This is a genomic window from Sulfuritalea sp. (assembly GCF_017302275.1).
In the GTDB taxonomy this organism is placed as follows: domain Bacteria; phylum Pseudomonadota; class Gammaproteobacteria; order Burkholderiales; family Rhodocyclaceae; genus Sulfuritalea.
The window spans coordinates 103,913-121,173 of record NZ_JAFLDR010000006.1 but is presented as its reverse complement, the minus strand read 5'-3'; the positions used below and the strand labels follow the sequence as shown (position 1 = coordinate 121,173).

The 17,261-nt window shown below is 63.9% G+C and carries 19 protein-coding genes; 9 read left to right on the top strand and 10 right to left on the bottom strand.

Annotation, left to right across the window (positions count from 1 at the left end; translation table 11 throughout):
* Positions 1-19 precede the first annotated feature (19 nt).
* The 4 genes from secB to J0M27_RS05125 are packed head-to-tail and all read right to left on the bottom strand — an operon-like array spanning position 20 to position 1,524.
* Positions 20-475, bottom strand: a complete 456-nt coding sequence (gene secB / locus J0M27_RS05140; RefSeq protein WP_294988111.1) for a protein-export chaperone SecB — start codon at positions 473-475, stop codon at positions 20-22.
* A gap of 33 nt (positions 476-508) precedes the next feature.
* Complete coding sequence (gene grxC, locus J0M27_RS05135; protein WP_294988109.1) at positions 509-766, bottom strand: glutaredoxin 3; 258 nt, start codon at positions 764-766, stop codon at positions 509-511.
* Positions 767-780: 14 nt separating this feature from the next.
* Positions 781-1,191: a rhodanese-like domain-containing protein gene (locus tag J0M27_RS05130; protein ID WP_294988107.1), complete on the bottom strand. Its 411-nt coding sequence runs from the start codon at positions 1,189-1,191 to the stop codon at positions 781-783.
* A gap of 6 nt (positions 1,192-1,197) precedes the next feature.
* Complete coding sequence (locus J0M27_RS05125) at positions 1,198-1,524, bottom strand: metalloregulator ArsR/SmtB family transcription factor (RefSeq protein WP_294988106.1); 327 nt, start codon at positions 1,522-1,524, stop codon at positions 1,198-1,200.
* 114 nt (positions 1,525-1,638) lie between these two features.
* Between J0M27_RS05125 and gpmA the strand changes: the two genes are divergently transcribed.
* From gpmA to moeB, 5 genes are all read left to right on the top strand, one after another.
* Entirely contained in the window at positions 1,639-2,388 is a 750-nt protein-coding gene (gene gpmA, locus J0M27_RS05120; protein WP_294988104.1) for a 2,3-diphosphoglycerate-dependent phosphoglycerate mutase, read from the top strand.
* A 17-nt stretch (positions 2,389-2,405) separates the two neighbouring features.
* The gene (locus J0M27_RS05115) at positions 2,406-3,650 is read left to right on the top strand and encodes a peptidoglycan DD-metalloendopeptidase family protein (RefSeq protein WP_294988103.1); all 1,245 of its coding nucleotides are present in this window, start codon (positions 2,406-2,408) and stop codon (positions 3,648-3,650) included.
* Between the two features lie 127 nt (positions 3,651-3,777).
* The gene (locus J0M27_RS05110) at positions 3,778-5,181 is read left to right on the top strand and encodes a S41 family peptidase (RefSeq protein WP_294988101.1); all 1,404 of its coding nucleotides are present in this window, start codon (positions 3,778-3,780) and stop codon (positions 5,179-5,181) included.
* A 64-nt stretch (positions 5,182-5,245) separates the two neighbouring features.
* The gene (locus J0M27_RS05105) at positions 5,246-5,728 is read left to right on the top strand and encodes a hypothetical protein (protein WP_294988099.1); all 483 of its coding nucleotides are present in this window, start codon (positions 5,246-5,248) and stop codon (positions 5,726-5,728) included.
* A 14-nt stretch (positions 5,729-5,742) separates the two neighbouring features.
* A complete protein-coding gene (gene moeB, locus J0M27_RS05100; protein ID WP_294988097.1) occupies positions 5,743-6,498 on the top strand; it encodes a molybdopterin-synthase adenylyltransferase MoeB in 756 nt (251 codons plus the stop codon).
* A gap of 12 nt (positions 6,499-6,510) precedes the next feature.
* Here the strand turns inward: moeB and J0M27_RS05095 are convergent, their stop codons facing one another.
* From J0M27_RS05095 to J0M27_RS05070, 6 genes are all read right to left on the bottom strand, one after another.
* A complete protein-coding gene (locus tag J0M27_RS05095) occupies positions 6,511-6,888 on the bottom strand; it encodes a hypothetical protein (RefSeq protein WP_294988096.1) in 378 nt (125 codons plus the stop codon).
* Positions 6,875-7,978, bottom strand: a complete 1,104-nt coding sequence (gene ribD / locus J0M27_RS05090) for a bifunctional diaminohydroxyphosphoribosylaminopyrimidine deaminase/5-amino-6-(5-phosphoribosylamino)uracil reductase RibD (protein WP_294988095.1) — start codon at positions 7,976-7,978, stop codon at positions 6,875-6,877. Before ribD ends, J0M27_RS05095 begins: the two co-directional genes overlap by 14 nt.
* 24 nt (positions 7,979-8,002) lie before the next feature.
* Positions 8,003-8,476 carry a transcriptional regulator NrdR gene (nrdR, locus tag J0M27_RS05085; protein WP_294988093.1) on the bottom strand — a complete coding sequence of 158 codons (474 nt, stop codon included), beginning with the start codon at positions 8,474-8,476 and terminating at the stop codon, positions 8,003-8,005.
* 5 nt (positions 8,477-8,481) lie between these two features.
* A complete protein-coding gene (gene glyA, locus J0M27_RS05080; RefSeq protein ID WP_294988090.1) occupies positions 8,482-9,726 on the bottom strand; it encodes a serine hydroxymethyltransferase in 1,245 nt (414 codons plus the stop codon).
* Positions 9,727-9,796: 70 nt separating this feature from the next.
* Positions 9,797-10,441, bottom strand: a complete 645-nt coding sequence (locus J0M27_RS05075) for a histidine phosphatase family protein (protein WP_294988088.1) — start codon at positions 10,439-10,441, stop codon at positions 9,797-9,799.
* A 10-nt stretch (positions 10,442-10,451) separates the two neighbouring features.
* A complete protein-coding gene (locus J0M27_RS05070; protein ID WP_294988086.1) occupies positions 10,452-11,171 on the bottom strand; it encodes a GntR family transcriptional regulator in 720 nt (239 codons plus the stop codon).
* Between the two features lie 318 nt (positions 11,172-11,489).
* Between J0M27_RS05070 and J0M27_RS05065 the strand changes: the two genes are divergently transcribed.
* The 4 genes from J0M27_RS05065 to J0M27_RS05050 all read left to right on the top strand — a co-directional run bounded on the left by J0M27_RS05065 (position 11,490) and on the right by J0M27_RS05050 (position 17,247).
* Entirely contained in the window at positions 11,490-12,089 is a 600-nt protein-coding gene (locus J0M27_RS05065; protein ID WP_294988085.1) for a TRAP transporter small permease subunit, read from the top strand.
* Positions 12,089-13,891, top strand: a complete 1,803-nt coding sequence (locus J0M27_RS05060; RefSeq protein ID WP_365962193.1) for a TRAP transporter large permease subunit — start codon at positions 12,089-12,091, stop codon at positions 13,889-13,891. The genes J0M27_RS05065 and J0M27_RS05060 overlap by 1 nt, the downstream gene beginning before the upstream one ends.
* A gap of 71 nt (positions 13,892-13,962) precedes the next feature.
* Entirely contained in the window at positions 13,963-15,075 is a 1,113-nt protein-coding gene (locus tag J0M27_RS05055) for a TRAP transporter substrate-binding protein (RefSeq protein ID WP_294988083.1), read from the top strand.
* A gap of 159 nt (positions 15,076-15,234) precedes the next feature.
* On the top strand, positions 15,235-17,247 hold the full coding sequence (locus J0M27_RS05050; protein WP_294988081.1) for an acyl CoA:acetate/3-ketoacid CoA transferase: 2,013 nt from the start codon (positions 15,235-15,237) through the stop codon (positions 17,245-17,247).
* Positions 17,248-17,261 lie beyond the last annotated feature (14 nt).

Genomic DNA, 17,261 nt, shown 5'->3' with positions numbered 1-17,261 from the left:
CGTGGTCTCGCGTCGCCCGTTATTGCAGCTGGATCTTGCTTTCGTTCTGCTGCTGCTCCATCAGCCGCTGCTGGTAGAGCGACTCGAAATTCACCGGGGCAAGGATCACGGGCGGGAAGCCGGCGCGATTGATGGCGTCCGAGATCGTTTCCCGCGCATAGGGGAAAAGGATGTTGGGGCAGGCCACGGCAAGTATTGGCTCCATGTCCTGCTCGGGTACGTTGCGGATCTGGAAAATGCCGGCCTTGATCACCTCGACCAGAAAGAAGGCCTTTTCGCCCTCCTTGGCATTCACGGTAACGGTCAGGGCCACTTCGTACATGCCGTCGCCGATGGTGGTCGCGCCGCTCTGGATCTGCACTTCGATGCTCGGCGTCTCGCGCACCAGGAAGATCTGCGGCGCGTTGGGCACTTCGATGGAGAGGTCCTTGACGTAAATCTTTTCGATGCTGAATACCGGCTGCTGGTCGCTCATGATGAATTCGATGGTTAGGGAAAAGGGCTGATTCTACGCGGCCAGCAGGGAATCAAGTTTGCCCTGGTGCTCGAGTTCGTAAAGGTCGTCACAGCCGCCGACATGGGTTTCGCCGATGAAGATCTGCGGCACCGTGCGCTGGCCGGTCTTCTGCATCATTTCCTCGCGCCGCTGCGGATCGAGGTCGACACGGACCTTCTCGATATCGGTGACGCCCTTCCGCGTCAGCAATTGTTCCGCGCGTACGCAGTAGGGACATACTGCTGTGGAGTACATCAGGACCTTGGACATGACTTTCTCTCTGTTCAGGACTTGGTGGTGAGCGGCAGACTGGAGTCGCGCCAGGAGGAAATTCCGCCGCCAAGGCTATAGACCTTGTCGAAGCCATGCTTCTTCAGTTGGCCACAGGCCGACGAGGAACGATTGCCCGTGGCGCAAACCACGATGATCGGCTTCTCCTTGAACTTCTCCAGTTCCGACAGGCGCTTGTCGAGCTGGCCCAGCGTGATGTGGCGGGCACCGGTAATGTGGCCCGTGCTCCATTCGCCGGTTTCGCGCACGTCGAGTACCAACGCATCTTCGCGATTCATCAGCAGCGTGGCCTCGGCCGGGCTGAGATGCGCCACGGTACCGCCCGCGATCATCGGCCACAGCAACATTCCGCCACTGACTGCTGCCAGGGCAACCCACATGATGTTCTGTTGCACGAATTCCATTGTTGTCTATTCCCTGTGTGCCGGAACGCCGCAGAACACTTCGCGCATGAGGGCGATGAGTTGCAGCGTGCGCTGGTCGGCGATGCGATAAAAAACCCGGTTGGCATCCTTGCGGGTCTGCAGGACGCCCTTGTCGCGCAAAATGGCGAGGTGCTGCGAGATATTGCTTTGCGAGGTACCGACAGCCTCAACGATGTCCTGCACGCAGGTTTCGTCGCCACCCACCACGCAAAGTATTTTCAGGCGCAACGGATGCGAAATCGCCTTAAGCGCCCGCGCCGCGGTTTCGATGTGTTCCTGCTTGCCGATGAGTTCGCTGATTGCTGGATTCATGCCGGAAGGCTTCCTCGATGTAACGCGTTGATTGTGTCTTTGCTTATTCTGCTTTTGCTGTCGGCAATCGACAATATTATAGAATACTGCTATTGCAAAGCTTTGAGGCCAGCCATGTACAAGATAGTTCTGCTCCGCCACGGCGAATCCACCTGGAACCAGGAAAACCGATTCACCGGCTGGACCGACGTCGGACTCACCGAAAAGGGTCTGGCCGAGGCCGTGGCCGCCGGCCAGCTGCTGAAGAAGGAAGGCTTCGCCTTCGACATCGCCTACACCTCGGTGCTGCGCCGCGCCATCAAGACCTTGTGGACGGTGCTGGAAGAAATGGACCGGATGTGGATCCCGGTGCAACATTCCTGGCGCCTCAACGAACGCCATTACGGAGCCTTGCAGGGGCTCAACAAGGCGGAAACCGCCGCAAAATATGGCGACGAGCAGGTGCTGGTCTGGCGCCGTGCCTACGACACGCCGCCGCCGCCACTGGCCGAGGACGACCCGCGCCTGGAAACCGGCAACCCGCGCTATGCGAACCTGCCGCCTGCCCAGTTTCCGCGCACGGAATGCCTCAAGGACACCGTGGAACGCTTCCTGCCCTACTGGCACGAATCCATCGCGCCGGCCGTCAGGTCCGGCAAGAAGGTCGTCATCGCGGCACACGGCAACAGCCTGCGCGCCCTGATCAAGTACCTGGACAAGGTTTCAGACGCCGACATCGTCGGCCTCAACATCCCGACCGCGCAGCCGCTGGTTTACGAACTCGACGCCGACCTGAAGCCGATTCGCAACTACTACCTCGGCGATGCAGACGCCATCAAGGCGGCTATGCAGGCCGTGGCCAACCAGGGCAAGGCCAAGGCGTGAAACACGAAATGTGAACAGTGAGCATTCCGCACCGCCTCGCACCATTCGCGTTCCACTGTTCATTCTTCGTTACAGCAGTTTTCCTTTCTTCGGCATTCGCGGCCAACGCGGATTCGAAGAAGGGCGAACTCCACGACCTGAAGGGCCGCATCGAAGCGCTTCGACGCGAAATGGCGGCGGCCGAGGAGTCAAAAGGCCACATCACCGATCAGTTGCGCGATACCGAATCGGCGATATCCGACGCCAACCGGCGCTTGCATGAACTTGGCACCCAGCGTGCCGGGCTGAAGGCCCAGATTGCCGACCTCGATGCCCAGAACCAGCGTCTCGACCGCCAGACCGGAATGCAGCAGAACCACCTCGCGCACCTACTGCGCAGCCAGTTCGTCGGCGGCAATTCCGACGCACTGACACTTCTGCTTGCCGGCACCGATCCCAACCAGTCGACGCGCGACCGGTATTTCCTGACCCAACTCTCGCGCGCCAAGGCCGACCTGATACAGCAGTTGCGCAGCATCGCCGCCGAGAAAAAGCGGCTCGCCGACGCTACGCGCGAACGGCAGGCGCAGGTGGCGGAGAACGAGCAGCGGCAGCAGGAAAGTCGCGCCCAGTTACTCGAACGCGGAAAGCAGCGTGCCGGCATGCTGGCGGCGATCGGGGATCGGCTCAAGGCGCAACGCCGGGAAATTGCCACGCTGAAGAAGGATGAGCAGCGCCTGGCAAAGCTGATAGATGGCCTGGCGCGGATCGCCGCGACGCGCAAGGCCAGGCCACGAGTTGCCCAAGCGGCACCCAATGCCGGCGGGTCGGTAACGGCCGGGGCCCCACGACTGAAGAATCACGATCCCGGTGACGTCACGGGCGCTTTCGCCGCCCTGCGCGGCAAGCTGCGCCTGCCGACCAGGGGCACGGTCGCCGGTCGCTTCGGCTCCCCGCGCGCGGAAGGAGGGGCACTCTGGAAGGGCGTCTTCATTCGCGCGGCCGAAGGCCTTGAGGTCAGGGCCGTGGCACCGGGCACGGTGGTGTTCGCGGACTGGTTGCGCGGCTTTGGCAACCTGCTGGTGATCGACCACGGTGACGACTTCCTGTCCGTTTACGGCAACAACGAATCGCTGCTGGCGGCGGTCGGCTCAGTTGTAAAAAATGGTGATTCCGTCGCCACCGTGGGAAACAGCGGCGGCAATGCCGACTCGGGTTTATACTTTGAACTCAGGCATCGGGGCCAGCCCTTTGACCCCCTCAAGTGGGTCGGCATTCGCTAGCGTTCAACAACAGAGGGGCGTCCTCTGGTATTCGAGCGCTGCGAGCCAACCAGTTGCCCCCGCGTGGGCGGGGGATGGGGCGGTGGGGGCGTTCAATGTGGCTTTGCCTTTCTTCTTCGGAGTACCTATGAGCAGCAAGCTGCAGCAAGCGAGTCTGGTAGTGACCGGCCTGATCGCCGGCGTCTTCATCAGCCTGAATTTTTCCGCCAGCGCGAACAAGGATGCCGCCAGTTCGGCGCTGCCGATCGAGGAGCTGCGCAGCTTTGCCGATGTCTACAACGCAATCAAGCAGGGCTATGTGGAACCGGTCGATGACAAGAAGCTGATCACCCACGCCATCAGCGGCATGCTGGCCAACCTCGATCCGCACTCGGCCTACCTTGATCCCGATTCCTTCAAGGACCTGCAGGTCAGCACCCAGGGCGAGTTCGGTGGCCTCGGCATCGAGGTCGGCATGGAAGACGGCTTCGTCAAGGTGGTGGCGCCGATCGACGACACCCCGGCGCAAAGGGCCGGCTTGAAATCCGGCGACTTGATCATCAAGCTTGACGATACTCCGGTGAAAGGACTCACGCTCAGCGACGCCGTCAAGAAGATGCGTGGCAAGCCAAAGACCCAAATCCGGCTTACCGTCGTGCGCAAGGGCGAAGGCAAACCCTTCGAGGTCACCCTGACGCGAGAAAAGATCAAGGTGCAAAGCGTCAAGTCGAAGCTGCTCGACAACGGCTATGGCTACCTGCGAGTCACCCAGTTCCAGGAAGAAACCGCGCCTGACGTGGTTAAGCACCTCGACAAACTGGCCAAGGCGGACAAGGAGGCCAAGGGCGACGGCATCAAGGGACTGGTGCTCGACCTGCGCAACGATCCAGGCGGGTTGCTCAACGGCGCGGTGGGCGTTTCCGCCGCCTTCCTGCCGCCACAAACCCTGGTTACCTCGACCGACGGCCGCACCGACGATGCCAAGCGACGCTACGTGGCCAGCCCGGAGGACTACCAGCGCGGCAACAAGGAAGACATCATGAAAGGCCTGCCGGCCTGGGCGCGGACCACGCCGATGGTGGTGCTGGTCAATGGCGGTTCCGCGTCGGCGTCGGAGATCGTCGCCGGGGCCTTGCAGGACCACAAGCGTGCCATCGTGATGGGCACCCAGACCTTCGGCAAGGGCTCCGTGCAGACGGTGCTGCCACTGTCCAACAATGCGGCGATCAAGCTCACCACGGCGCGCTATTTCACGCCCTCGGGCCGTTCGATCCAGGCCAAGGGCATTACACCCGACATCATCGTCGAGGAAAGCGCCAATGGTGGATCGCGCGAACGCGTGCGCGAGGCCGACCTGGAACGCCATCTCGGCGGCGAAAACGAAAAGGCCGCCGAGCCGGCACCCAAGCCGCAGACCAAGAAGGACGAAAAGAAGGGCAAGGACGACGCCGACGATTCGCCGCAAGCGCCCATCGAGTTCGCCTCGAAGAAGGACTACCAGCTCAACCAGGCGGTCAATCTGCTCAAGGCCTGGCAGATCATCAAGCGCTGAAGCCACATGAACAGTTGTTCCGCTCGATAATGTCTTCACAAGCTTTTTCATCGGGAGGCGAACGATGAGCAGGATGACCCCGGAGAAGGCTCGCGAATTGCGGGACGAAAAGCGCGATGGCAAGCCGCGCCAGCGTCCCGCCGCGTTCGTGCCGCAACCCGGTACGCGCAAGCACCGCGAACTGCGCTTCGACCCGAACCATCCGGAACATGTGGAAGAAGCGCGCAGGCTGCTTGCCGGGCTGGACGGCATGGAAATCGACAGCGGCCTCGTTCCCTGCAGCCTCTCGATCTGGTACGAGATCAGCGACTACTCGCTGGAGGGACTGGAAGCCGCGCTGGTGCGCCAGGGCTTCCATCTCGACAATAGCGTCTATAGCAAGCTGGTGCGAACCGTAGTGTATTTCTGCGAGGAAACCCAGATGCGCAACATGCGCGTGCCGGAACGCCTGATCAAGAAATCGCACGAGGTCTATTCCAAGGCCTGGGAACACCATCCCCACGGCGATCACGACGAGACTCCGCCCGAGCTGCGTCAGGAACGCTGAGCCCCGACGGCCCAATGAACGACGAACAGCTGCTGCGCTACAGCCGCCACATCCTGCTGCCGCAGATCGGCATCGAAGGGCAGGAAAACATCGTCAATGCGCGCGCCCTGGTGATCGGCGCCGGCGGTCTCGGTTCGCCCGCCGCCTACTACCTCGCCTCGGCCGGCGTCGGCACGCTGGTGCTGGCCGATGGCGATACGGTGGACATGACGAACCTGCAACGCCAGATCCTGCATCGCACCGATGCGGTCGGCATGAGCAAGTCAGCCTCCGGCAAGCGCACCCTGGGCGAGATCAATCCCGAATGCCGGGTCGTCGCGCTGGCCGAGCGGCTTTCCGGCGAGCGCCTGGACGCGGAAGTGGCGCAGGCCGACATCGTGCTCGACTGCTGCGACAACTTCGCCACGCGCCACGCCGTGAATCGAGCCTGCGTCAAGTTCCGCAAGCCTTTGGTCTCCGGTGCGGCAATCCGCTTCGACGGCCAGGTGGCGGTGTTCGATTCGCGCCAGGCGGACGCCCCTTGCTACCACTGCCTGTTTCCCGAAGGTCAGGAGGTCGAGGAAGTGCGCTGCGCGGTGATGGGCGTCTTCGCGCCGCTGACCGGCATCATCGGCACGGTGCAGGCCGCCGAAGCACTGAAATTGCTGATCGGCTGCGGCACCAGCCTCGCCGGTCGCTTGTTGCTGCTCGATGGCCTCGGCATGGAGTGGCGCGAGATCCGCCTGCCGCGTGATCCGGGCTGCACGGTCTGCGGCGCGGCCGCGAACTGAGCCTTCGGCTGGTCAGAACAACTGCCGGTGGCGAATCCGCCCCGGTGCGTGGCTGAGCGCGACGGAAAACGCCAGCACGAACCAGAACAGCGGCTGGCGCCCGCTGTCCCAAACCACCATCAGCACCACCAGGGCGATCTTGAGCAGCGTACCGATTCCCTTGGCCTGGCGAAAATAGAGCGGATTGGCCCAGGCATCGAGCGCGATGATGCCGATGCCGGAAACCAGCATCACGCCGCCCCACTGTTCGGCGCCCGCCGCACCGGCCAGCACCGCGGCGGAAATGCCGGCCAGCCCGACGATGTGGAACACGCGCAGGATGTTGATCAGCAGGCTGCGGCCGCGAAAATCGCGCCGCCCCTCCTCCTCGTCCCTGTCACGCCTGGCCAAGGCGTGCCCGGATGCGAAAGTCGGCGCCCACGCTACGGCGCTCGATGATGTTCAAGCGGCACACCCCGGCCAGCTCGGTCAGTTCGGCGAGCCCGAACATGCCGCGCGCGGCATCGCCGATCAGCATCGGCGCCTGGTAGATCAGCAGTTCATCGACACAGCCTTCGCGCAGCAGGGAACCGTTGAGTCGCGTGCCGGCTTCGGCGAGCACTTCGTTGATGCCACGCCGCCCGAGTTCCTGCAGCAGGGCCGGGAGCTCGACCTTGCCCTGCGCATTGGGCAAAAACACGATCTCGGCACCGCGCGCGCGCAGGGCCGCACTGCGCGCGGGATCGTCCTGCGCCGCGACGATCAGCACGTTGCCGCCATCGAGCACGGCGGCATCGGCCGGCGTTTCGAGCCGGCTGTCGATCACCACCTTGAGCGGCTGGCGCGGAGCAGCAACCTCGCGCACGGTGAGCCGGGGATTGTCGTCCTTCACCGTACCGATGCCGGTCAGCACCGCGCAGGAGCGCGCGCGCCAGGCGTGGGCATCGCGCCGGGCATCCGGCCCGGTGATCCACTGCGATACACCGTTGTTTAGCGCGGTCTTGCCATCAAGGCTGGCAGCGACTTTCAGCCGCAGCCAGGGTCGCCCGCGCGTCATGCGCGAGACGAAGCCGATGTTGAGCTCCCTCGCCTCGGCTACCAGCAATCCGCTGGCTACTTCGATGCCCGCGGCGGAAATCCGCGCCAGGCCCTGCCCGGCGACCAGCGGATTCGGATCCTGCATCGCGGCAACGACCCGCGCCACACCGGCCTCGATCAGCGCATCTGCGCAGGGCGGCGTGCGCCCGAAATGGCTGCAGGGTTCCAGCGTGACGTAGGCCGTGGCACCGACCGCCGTATCGCCAGCGCCGACTATTTGCGCCAGCGCGGCGGCCTCGGCATGCGGTCCGCCCGCCTTTTCATGCCAGCCTTCGCCGATGGCTTTGCCGTCGCGGACCATGACGCAGCCGACGCGGGGATTGGGGGTCGCGGTATTCAGGCCGCGCTGCGCCAGTTGCAGCGCACGCGTCATGAAACCATGGTCGGCAGCGGAAAAACTCATGCGGCGCCCATCAGCCGCAACCCGTCAGGACCTGGCGCGGGGCTGCCGCGGCTTCTTGATTTCGCGGATGGCGTCCGAGAACTCGTCCACGTCCTCGAAGTTGCGGTACACCGAGGCGAAACGGATATAGGCCACCTTGTCGAGTTTCTTCAGTTCGCGCATCACCAGCTCGCCGATGCGGTCCGAGGCCACTTCGCGCAGCGCCAGCTGCACCAGCTTTTCCTCGATACGATCGAGCGCGAGGTCGATGCTTTCCGTGGTAACCGGGCGCTTCCTCATCGCCAGCATCATGCTGGCCTTGAGCTTGTCGCGGTCGTAGTCGGTACGGCTGCCGTTTTTCTTCACCACCTGGGGCAACTGCAACTCGACGCGCTCGTAGGTGGTGAAGCGCTTGTCGCAGGACAAACAGCGACGACGACGACGAACCGTGTCACCGTCCTCGTTTTCCCGTGTATCGACGACCTGGGTATTAGGCTCGGCGCAATACGGGCACTTCATGACGGTCAGCCATACACCGGAAACTTCTTGCACATAACGGACACCTCGCCGCGCACCCGCGCCAGCACCGCCTCGTCGTTCGGCGCGTCGAGCACGTCGGCGATCAGGTTGGCGACCCGTTCGGCCTCGACCGAGGTGAAGCCGCGCGTGGTCATCGCCGGCGTGCCGAGGCGGATGCCGGAGGTGACGAAGGGCTTTTGCGGATCATTGGGGATGGCGTTCTTGTTCACCGTCAAGTGGGCGCGGCCCAGCGCGGCCTCGGCATCCTTGCCGGTGATGTTCTTGGCCTGCAGATCGACCAGGAATACATGCGACTCGGTACGTCCCGAGACGATGCGCAGGCCGCGGCTCTTCAATACCCTGGCCATCACCTGGGCATTGTCGATCACCAGCCTCTGGTAGTCCTTGAATTCCTGCGTCATCGCCTCCTTCAGCGCCACCGCCTTGGCGGCTATCACATGCTCCAGCGGTCCGCCCTGAATGCCGGGGAAGATCGCCGAGTTGATCGCCTTTTCGTGCTCGGCGCGCATCAGGATCAGGCCGCCGCGCGGACCGCGCAGGGTCTTGTGCGTGGTCGTGGTGACGACATCGGCGTGGGGTACCGGATTCGGGTAGCAGCCGGCAGCGACCAGACCGGCGTAGTGCGCCATATCCACCATGAAAATGGCGCCGACGGCCTTGGCCACCCTGGCGAAACGCTCGAAGTCGATCCGCAGCGCGTAGGCGGAAGCACCGGCGATGATCAGTTTGGGCTTGTGCTCGTGCGCCAGCCGCTCCATCTCGGCGTAGTCGATTTCCTCGTTCTGGTCGAGGCCGTAGGGCACGATGTTGAACCACTTGCCGCTGATGTTGAGCGGCATGCCGTGGGTCAGGTGACCGCCCATCGACAGATTCATGCCGAGGATGGTGTCGCCCGGCTTGAGGAAGGCGAAGAACACCGCCTGGTTGGCCTGCGAGCCGGAATTGGGCTGCACGTTGGCGCAATCGGCGCCGAACAGCTGCTTCGCCCGGTCGATGGCCAGCTGCTCGACCACGTCCACGTTCTCGCAGCCACCATAGTAGCGCTTGCCCGGATAACCCTCGGCATACTTGTTTGTCAGTTGCGAGCCCTGGGCTTCCATCACCGGCCAGGACACATAGTTCTCCGAGGCGATCAACTCGATGTGGTCTTCCTGGCGGCGGTTCTCGTTCTGGATCGCGGTCCAGAGTTCGGGATCGGTCTTGGCGAGGGCGTTTTGCTTCTGGAACATGGCGGGATCCGGAGAGGGGTGGGAAACATCGAATTTTAGCATCCGCCCCGGTCCGGCCGCCAAGCGGCGGCTAGCCGGGCACTTCGTCCAGCGCGCGCTGCAGATGCCCGCAATCGGCCCAGGAAATCAATCGCCAGCCGACGTCATCGCGTTCCAGCCAGTTGAAGGCAGCATTGGGCAGCATGAAATCGCGCGGCGCATCGAGCGCGCGGCGCGTCGCGGCGCGATAGGCAATGTCGAGCACGCCGCCGTGGGTGAAGGCGAGCACACTTTGCCCGAGGTGACACTCCGCCAGCGCATCGAGCCCGCTCATCACCCGCTCGGCGAACACGACCAGGGATTCGCCGCTGTCGAAATCGTAGTCCGGCGTGCGCGCCAGGTGGTGATGGTGGGCATGCGGCAGCTGCTCGCGCGCCTCGCTCGCGGTGACGCCCTGCAGCACGCCGAAATGCCGCTCGCGCAAAGTCGGCGCCGGCGAGACGGCGAGACCGAGCCCTGCGGCGGCAATGCTCGCCGTATGCCAGGCGCGGCGCAGGTCGCTGCTGTAGATGGCGGCAAAAGACTGCCCTTGCAGGCCGTCGGCGACGGCCCGTGCCTGGGCTTCGCCGCGGGCATTGAGGTCGATGTCGATCTGCCCCTGGATGCGCTTTTCGCCGTTCCAGTCGGTCTCGCCATGGCGAATCAGGCAGAAGCGGGTGATGCGTGTTGCCGTCATGCGGCGTATTTTACGGCTTGTGGCGGGCGTCGCTGCGCAGCATGCGCGTCAGGTTCTGGCGCACGTAGCCGATATGGCTGGCAGCCGCATCCAGCGCCTGGCCGGCATCCCCCTGCTCAATGGCATGCCACACCGCCCGGTGCTGGTCGAGCAAGGCTTCGCGGGCCGCCGGCACCTGCATCAGTTCGGAGAGGTTGCGGCGCAGGTTGTCGCGCATCAGGCGCAACAGGCTGGCCGTGAGGTGGCCGACGATGACGTTGTGCGAGGCCTCGGCGATGGCCTGATGGAAGGCCAGGTCGCTATCCACCTGCAGGTCGAGGTCCTGGCCGCGAAATGAATCCTCGAGTGCTGCGAGGCACTGCCTCACACGTTCGCGGTCGACGGTCGTGGCCCGCGTCGCCGCGCATTCGGCGGCACGCGCTTCCAGCATGTGGCGGAACTCCAGCATGTCCTCATGGACACCCGGATGATCGCGCAGGATTTCCTCCCACGGATTGCCGAAGCTCGAATCCAGCCGGTCGGTGACGAAGGTTCCCCCGCCCTGCCTGCTTTCCAGCAAGCCGCGCGCGGCAAGCTTCTGGATGGCTTCACGTAGCGAAGCGCGCGAAACGCCGAGCTGGACCGACAGTTCCCGCTCGGACGGCAAGCGGTCGCCGGGTTTCAGGCGGCCCTCGAGCACGCGCTGTTCGATCTCGCGCGCAACGACGTCGGCGAGTCGGGGAGCGGTCATTCTGGTATCCATTGACTCAATATATCATTGGTCTGACCAAAAGATCAATTGCCCTGAAATAAACCGGGGCCATGAAAATATTTCAATTGACAATGTAGGTTGGCATCGATATCATGCCGAACGTTTTGGTCTTACCATTGATCCAATCCACCGATATCACGGGAATCGCTTGCTGCACCGCACACCTGCTGACGCACCCGGTGCCGGCAGGCTTTCGATTCGACGAATATTGAAACCTCAGGTTATGATGCCCCTTCCATTCTCCGGCATTCCCTTGAATCGCCGCGGCCTGCGCAACGCCACCCTGGAGTCGCACCGATGAACGCCATGTTGAAATTCTCCCGCGGGGTCGACTGGATGAACGACCGGCTCGGCCGCAGTCTGATCTGGCTGATCCTCGCCGCCGTGCTGATCTCCGCCGGCAACGCCATCGTGCGCAAGGCCTTCGACACCAGTTCGAACGCGCTGCTGGAAATCCAGTGGTACCTGTTTGCCTCCGTCTTCATGCTCGGCGCCGGCTTCGCCTTCCTCAAGAACGCCCACGTGCGCATCGACTTCATTTCCAACCACCTCTCGGCAAAGACACGCAACATCATCGACATCGTCGGCATCGTCGTCTTCCTGTTCCCGCTGTGCTACATGCTGGTCGTGATCTCCTGGCCCCTGTTCGTGAATGCCTGGAACAGCGGCGAGATGTCGCAGAACGCCGGCGGCCTGATTCGCTGGCCGATGTATGCACTGATCCCGCTCGGCTTCACGCTGCTGGGGCTGCAGGGCGCCTCCGAACTGATCAAGCGCGCGGCCTTTCTCGCCGGCGCTGCACCCGATGCCATCGGCCATGAAGCAACCGCGGCCAAGGATGAGATCGGCCACGAGATCGAGGAACACGCCGCACACGTACGAGAGGAAGTCCGCTGATGGAATTCATCGCCCAAAACTTCGTGCCGCTGATGTTTTGCGGCCTGCTGTTCTTTCTCCTCACCGGCTTTCCGGTGGCGTTTGCGCTCGCCTCGACGGGGCTTTTTTTCGGCTTCCTCGGCATGGAAGCGAGCATGTTCCCACCCTCGCTGTTCCAGGCGCTGCCGTTGCGCATCTTCGGCATCATGCAGAACGACACGCTGCTGGCCATCCCCTTCTTCACCTTCATGGGCATCATCCTCGAGCGCAGCGGCATGGCCGAGGACCTGCTGGAGACCGTCGGCCAGGTGTTCGGCCCGCTGCGCGGCGGCCTCGCCCTTGCCGTGATCTTCGTCGGCGCCCTGCTCGCCGCCACCACCGGCGTGGTCGCCGCGGCGGTGATCTCGATGGGCCTGATCTCGCTGCCGATCATGCTGCGCTACGGCTACAACCGCGCCATCGCCACCGGCGTGATCACCGCCTCGGGCACCCTGGCCCAGGCCATCCCGCCCTCGCTGGTGCTGATCGTGATGGCCGACCAGCTCGGCCGCTCGGTCGGCGACCTGTATGCCGGCGCCCTGGTCCCCGGCGTGCTGCTGGTCTGCCTTTATGCCTTGTTCGTCATCGTGGTGGCCTTCGTCAAGCCGGCCTGGGTGCCGGCCCTGCCCGCCGAGGCGCGCATCTACAAGGAAGCCAATGGGTCCTCGGGCCACATTTCGCTGCTGCTGCTGCTGCTGGTCGCGGCGGCGGCCGGCATCGCCTGGTCCCAGGTGCACGACGGCCTGATCAAGGGCTGGACCGGCCGCGAAAACGCGGCGCCCGGCGACGAAATCCTGATCCTGTCGATGACTATCTCCTCGTTCGTCGCGCTGGGCCTCGCGCTGATCAACAAACTCACCGGCATGGGTCTGCTCTCCAAGCTCTCCGAACGCGTGACCTTCGTTCTGATCCCGCCGCTGGTGCTGATCTTCCTGGTGCTGGGCACCATCTTCCTCGGCCTGGCGACGCCGACCGAGGGCGGCGCGATGGGCGCGCTCGGCGCGCTGGTGATGGCGATCGCTCGCCGCCAGTTGTCGAAGGACCTGCTGGTGCAGGCGCTGGAGAACACCACCAAGCTTTCGGTGTTCGTGCTTTTCATCCTGATCGGCTCGACGGTGTTCTCCTTCACTTTCAACGCCGCCGACGGCCACAAGTTCGTCGAGCACCTGTTCGACAAGCTGCCCGGCGGCGCCATGGGTTTCCTGATTATCGTGAATCTGCTGATCTTCATCCTCGGCATGTTCATCGACTTCTTCGAAATCGCCTTCATCGTCGTGCCCATCCTGGCGCCGGTGGCGGAGAAGATCCTGCCGGCCCTGCTGCCGGCCGGCAGCGATGCCCTGATCTGGTTCGGCGTCATCGTCGCCATGAACCTGCAGACCTCCTTCCTCACCCCGCCCTTCGGCTTCGCCCTGTTCTACCTGCGCAGCGTGGCGGCGAAGTCCGACTACAACGACCGCGTCACCAACGAGCGCATCCCGGCGGTGACCACGACGCAGATCTACAAGGGCGCGATCGCCTTCATCATCCTGCAGCTGATCATGGTCTCTGCCGTGGTGATCTACCCGAACCTGGTGCTCGACAGCCTGGACAAGCCGGCCGCGGCAAGCACCCAGGATGTCCAGATCGAGGCTCCCGGTAGCCTGGAGTCCATGGCGCCGGAGGCCGAGGAGGACGATGGCGAAAAGGACAAGGAAGGCGCGGACGGCAAGGCCGACAAGGAAGACGAGGCGGACGATCCGGGCAAAGCGCTCGAACAGTCCTTGAAACAGGGCAAGAAGTGATGGTGTAGTATCCGGCGGCACCCAGCCTGGGGCCGCCTGTCTGGTTGAACCACAACGAGGAGATCTCATACATGGAACGTCGCAAGTTTCTGCAAAACGCCGGTATCGCCGGCATCCTGGCTGCCGGCGCCGCGCCGGCGGTCCACGCCCAGTCCCCGACCATCCGCTGGCGCCTGGCCTCGAGCTTCCCCAAGGCGCTCGACACCATTTACGGTGCCGCCGAGGTGTTCTCGAAGTCGGTGAGCGAGTCCACCGGCGGCAAGTTCACGATTTCCGTCCATGCCGGCGGCGAACTGATGCCCCCCTTCGGCGTGGTCGACGGCGTGCAGCAGGGCACGGTCGAATGCGCGCACACCGCGCCTTACTACTTCTTCGGCAAGGATGAAACCTTCGCCATCGACTGCGCGATTCCCTTCGGCCTCAACAGCCGCCAGATGACGGCCTGGATGTACGAAGGCAACGGCATGAAGCTGCTGCGCGAGTTCTATGCCGGCTACAACATCGTCAACTTCCCGATGGGCAACACCGGCGCCCAGATGGGCGGCTGGTACCGCAAGCCGATCAAGTCGGTGGCCGACATCAAGGGCCTCAAGATGCGCATCGGCGGCTTCGGCGGCAAGGTACTGGCGGCGATCGGCGGCGTGCCGCAGAACATCCCCGGCGGTGAAATCTACCAGGCGCTGGAAAAGGGCACCATCGACGCCACCGAGTGGGTCGGCCCCTATGACGACGAGAAACTGGGCTTCTACAAGGTCGCCAAGCACTACTATTACCCTGGCTGGTGGGAAGGCGGCCCGCAGCTGTCCCTGTACGTCAACAACAAGGCCTGGGAAGGGCTGCCGGCAGACTACAAGGCCATCGTCACCGCCGCCGCCTCGCACGCCCACGTCGAGATGCAGGCACGCTACGACGCCAAGAACCCGGCGGCGCTGAAGCGCCTGGTGGCCAACGGCGCCAAGCTCGCCGCCTTCGACAAGAGCATCCTCAAGGCGGCGCACGACGCGGCGATGCAGCTGTACGACGAGTTGTCGGCGAAGAACCCGAACTGGAAGAAGGTGTATGCCGACTACGCGGCCTTCCGCGACGAGCAGAACCTCTGGTTCCGCTTCACCGAGGCCACGTTCGACAACTTCATGCAGACCGGCCGCAGCGCGCCGGCCAAGGCAGCGCCGAAGAAGAAGTAAATTCCATGCTGCCGCTCGCGGCAGCGGACGGATACTGCAAACCCCGCTCCGGCGGGGTTTGTTTTTCTGGCATCGGTGTTTCGGTCACACTCCCGTGATCCGGCATGGCGCGATAATCGTCCATCCACGACGTCCGCAACAGCACGCAAGGAGCAACCCATGTCCCAGCATCCCCTGATCGCGTCCCTACGCGGTGGCGACACCGGCAAGGTCATGAGCGCCGCCCAGGCCGTGAAGCTGATCCGCGACGGCGACACGATCGCCACCGGCGGCTTCGTCGGCATCGGCTTTGCCGAGAACATCGCCGTCGCGCTCGAGACGCGATTTCTCGAGACGCAAGAGGCCGATGCCCACGGCCTGGGCCATCCGCGTGATCTCACGCTGGTGTATGCCGCCGGCCAGGGCGACGGCAAGGCGCGCGGCCTCAATCACCTGGGCCACGACGGCCTGGTCAGGCGAGTCGTTGGCGGGCATTGGGGACTGGTGCCGACGCTGCAGCAGCTCGCGGTCGCCAACCGCATCGAGGCCTGGAACCTGCCGCAGGGCGTGATCTGTCACCTGTTCCGCGATATCGCCGCCGGCAAGCCCGGAACCTTGACCCGGATCGGGCTCGGCACCTTCGTCGATCCGCGCCATGGCGGCGGCAAGCTCAACCAGCGGACCCTTGCCAGCGGTGTCGACCTGGTGCGCCTGATGCCGATCGACGGCGAGGATTTTCTGTTTTACAAGGCCTTCCCGATCCATGTCGGCATCATCCGCGGCACCACGGCGGATTCCGACGGCAATGTCAGCATGGAGCGCGAAGCCCTGACGCTCGAAGCACAGGCGATCGCCATGGCGGCGCACAACTCCGGCGGCATCGTCATCGCCCAGGTCGAGCGCATCGCCGATCGCAATACCCTGAACCCGCGCCAGGTGAAGATTCCCGGCGTGCTGGTGGATTGCGTGGTGGTGGCGGAAAAGCCCGAATACCACATGCAGACCTTCATCGAACCCTACAGTGCCGCGTTTTCCGGCGAGATACGGGTACCGATCTCGGCCGTGGCACCGATGGGGCTCGACGAGCGCAAGATCATTGCCCGCCGCGCGGCGATGGAACTCACCGCAAACGACGTGGTTAACCTCGGCATCGGCATGCCGGAAGGCATCGCCAGCGTTGCGACGGAGGAAAAGATCCTCGACCTCATCACCCTCACCGCCGAGCCTGGCGTGATCGGCGGCGTTCCGGCCGGCGGCCTGAACTTTGGCGCGGCAATCAATACCCAAGCCATCGTCGACCAGCCCAGCCAGTTCGATTTCTACGACGGCGGCGGCCTCGACATCGCTTTTCTCGGCCTCGCCCAGGCCGACCGGGAAGGCAACCTGAACGTCTCGAAGTTCGGCCCCAAGCTTGCCGGCGCCGGCGGCTTCATCAACATCAGCCAGAGCGCAAAGAAGGTGGTCTTCGTCGGCACTTTCACCGCCGGCAAGCTCGAACTCGCACTTGAAGCCGGCGTCCTAAAGATTCTTGCCGACGGCAAGGCGATGAAGTTCGTGAACGAGGTCGAACACCGCACGTTCAGCGGCCCGGTTGCCGCCGCGAGCGGGAAGACCGTGCTCTACGTCACCGAGCGCTGCGTCTTCCGCCTTTGCGCCGAGGGACTGGAACTGATCGAGATCGCGCCCGGCGTCGATCTGCGGCGCGACATTCTGGACCGCATGGAATTCGCTCCGCTCATGCGCCAGCCGCCAGCGCTGATGGACGCGCGCGTTTTCAGCGCGGAGCCGATGGGCCTGCGCCCCGGCCTGCTGGAAATGCCGCTCGAACAACGCCTGAGCTACGACGCGGCGCAGAACGTGTTCTTCGTCAATTTCGAGGGCCTCTCGGTACGCTCCCGCGCCGACATCGACCGCATCCTCGCCGCCGTGGAATCACGCCTGGCGCCGATCGGCCACAGGGTGGCGGCCATCGTCAACTACGACCGCTTCAGCATCGCGCCGGAACTGATCGATGATTACACGGCCATGGTCAAGGGCATCATGGACCGGCACTACACGGACGTGACGCGCTATACCTCGAGTACCTTCCTGCGCGCCAGACTCGGCGAATCCTTCGGCAAGCGCGTCGCCGACCCGCAGATCTTCGGCAGCCGCGACGAGGCGCAGGAACGCTTGAAGTCCGCAGGCGGCTGATGCGCCGGCCGCGC

Bases quoted from the DNA above. Each gene is read 5' to 3' on its own strand.
- J0M27_RS05125 (WP_294988106.1), bottom strand. From the start codon at position 1,524: ATGAATCCAGCAATCAGCGAACTCATCGGCAAGCAGGAACACATCGAA.
- J0M27_RS05055 (WP_294988083.1), top strand. From the start codon at position 13,963: ATGGAACGTCGCAAGTTTCTGCAAAACGCCGGTATCGCCGGCATCCTG.
- J0M27_RS05070 (WP_294988086.1), bottom strand. From the start codon at position 11,171: ATGACCGCTCCCCGACTCGCCGACGTCGTTGCGCGCGAGATCGAACAG.
- moeB (WP_294988097.1), top strand. From the start codon at position 5,743: ATGAACGACGAACAGCTGCTGCGCTACAGCCGCCACATCCTGCTGCCG.
- J0M27_RS05060 (WP_365962193.1), top strand. From the start codon at position 12,089: ATGGAATTCATCGCCCAAAACTTCGTGCCGCTGATGTTTTGCGGCCTG.
- J0M27_RS05075 (WP_294988088.1), bottom strand. From the start codon at position 10,441: ATGACGGCAACACGCATCACCCGCTTCTGCCTGATTCGCCATGGCGAG.
- J0M27_RS05110 (WP_294988101.1), top strand. From the start codon at position 3,778: ATGAGCAGCAAGCTGCAGCAAGCGAGTCTGGTAGTGACCGGCCTGATC.
- secB (WP_294988111.1), bottom strand. From the start codon at position 475: ATGAGCGACCAGCAGCCGGTATTCAGCATCGAAAAGATTTACGTCAAG.
- grxC (WP_294988109.1), bottom strand. From the start codon at position 766: ATGTCCAAGGTCCTGATGTACTCCACAGCAGTATGTCCCTACTGCGTA.
- glyA (WP_294988090.1), bottom strand. From the start codon at position 9,726: ATGTTCCAGAAGCAAAACGCCCTCGCCAAGACCGATCCCGAACTCTGG.
- J0M27_RS05105 (WP_294988099.1), top strand. From the start codon at position 5,246: ATGAGCAGGATGACCCCGGAGAAGGCTCGCGAATTGCGGGACGAAAAG.
- nrdR (WP_294988093.1), bottom strand. From the start codon at position 8,476: ATGAAGTGCCCGTATTGCGCCGAGCCTAATACCCAGGTCGTCGATACA.
- J0M27_RS05050 (WP_294988081.1), top strand. From the start codon at position 15,235: ATGTCCCAGCATCCCCTGATCGCGTCCCTACGCGGTGGCGACACCGGC.
- ribD (WP_294988095.1), bottom strand. From the start codon at position 7,978: ATGAGTTTTTCCGCTGCCGACCATGGTTTCATGACGCGTGCGCTGCAA.
- J0M27_RS05130 (WP_294988107.1), bottom strand. From the start codon at position 1,191: ATGGAATTCGTGCAACAGAACATCATGTGGGTTGCCCTGGCAGCAGTC.
- J0M27_RS05065 (WP_294988085.1), top strand. From the start codon at position 11,490: ATGAACGCCATGTTGAAATTCTCCCGCGGGGTCGACTGGATGAACGAC.
- gpmA (WP_294988104.1), top strand. From the start codon at position 1,639: ATGTACAAGATAGTTCTGCTCCGCCACGGCGAATCCACCTGGAACCAG.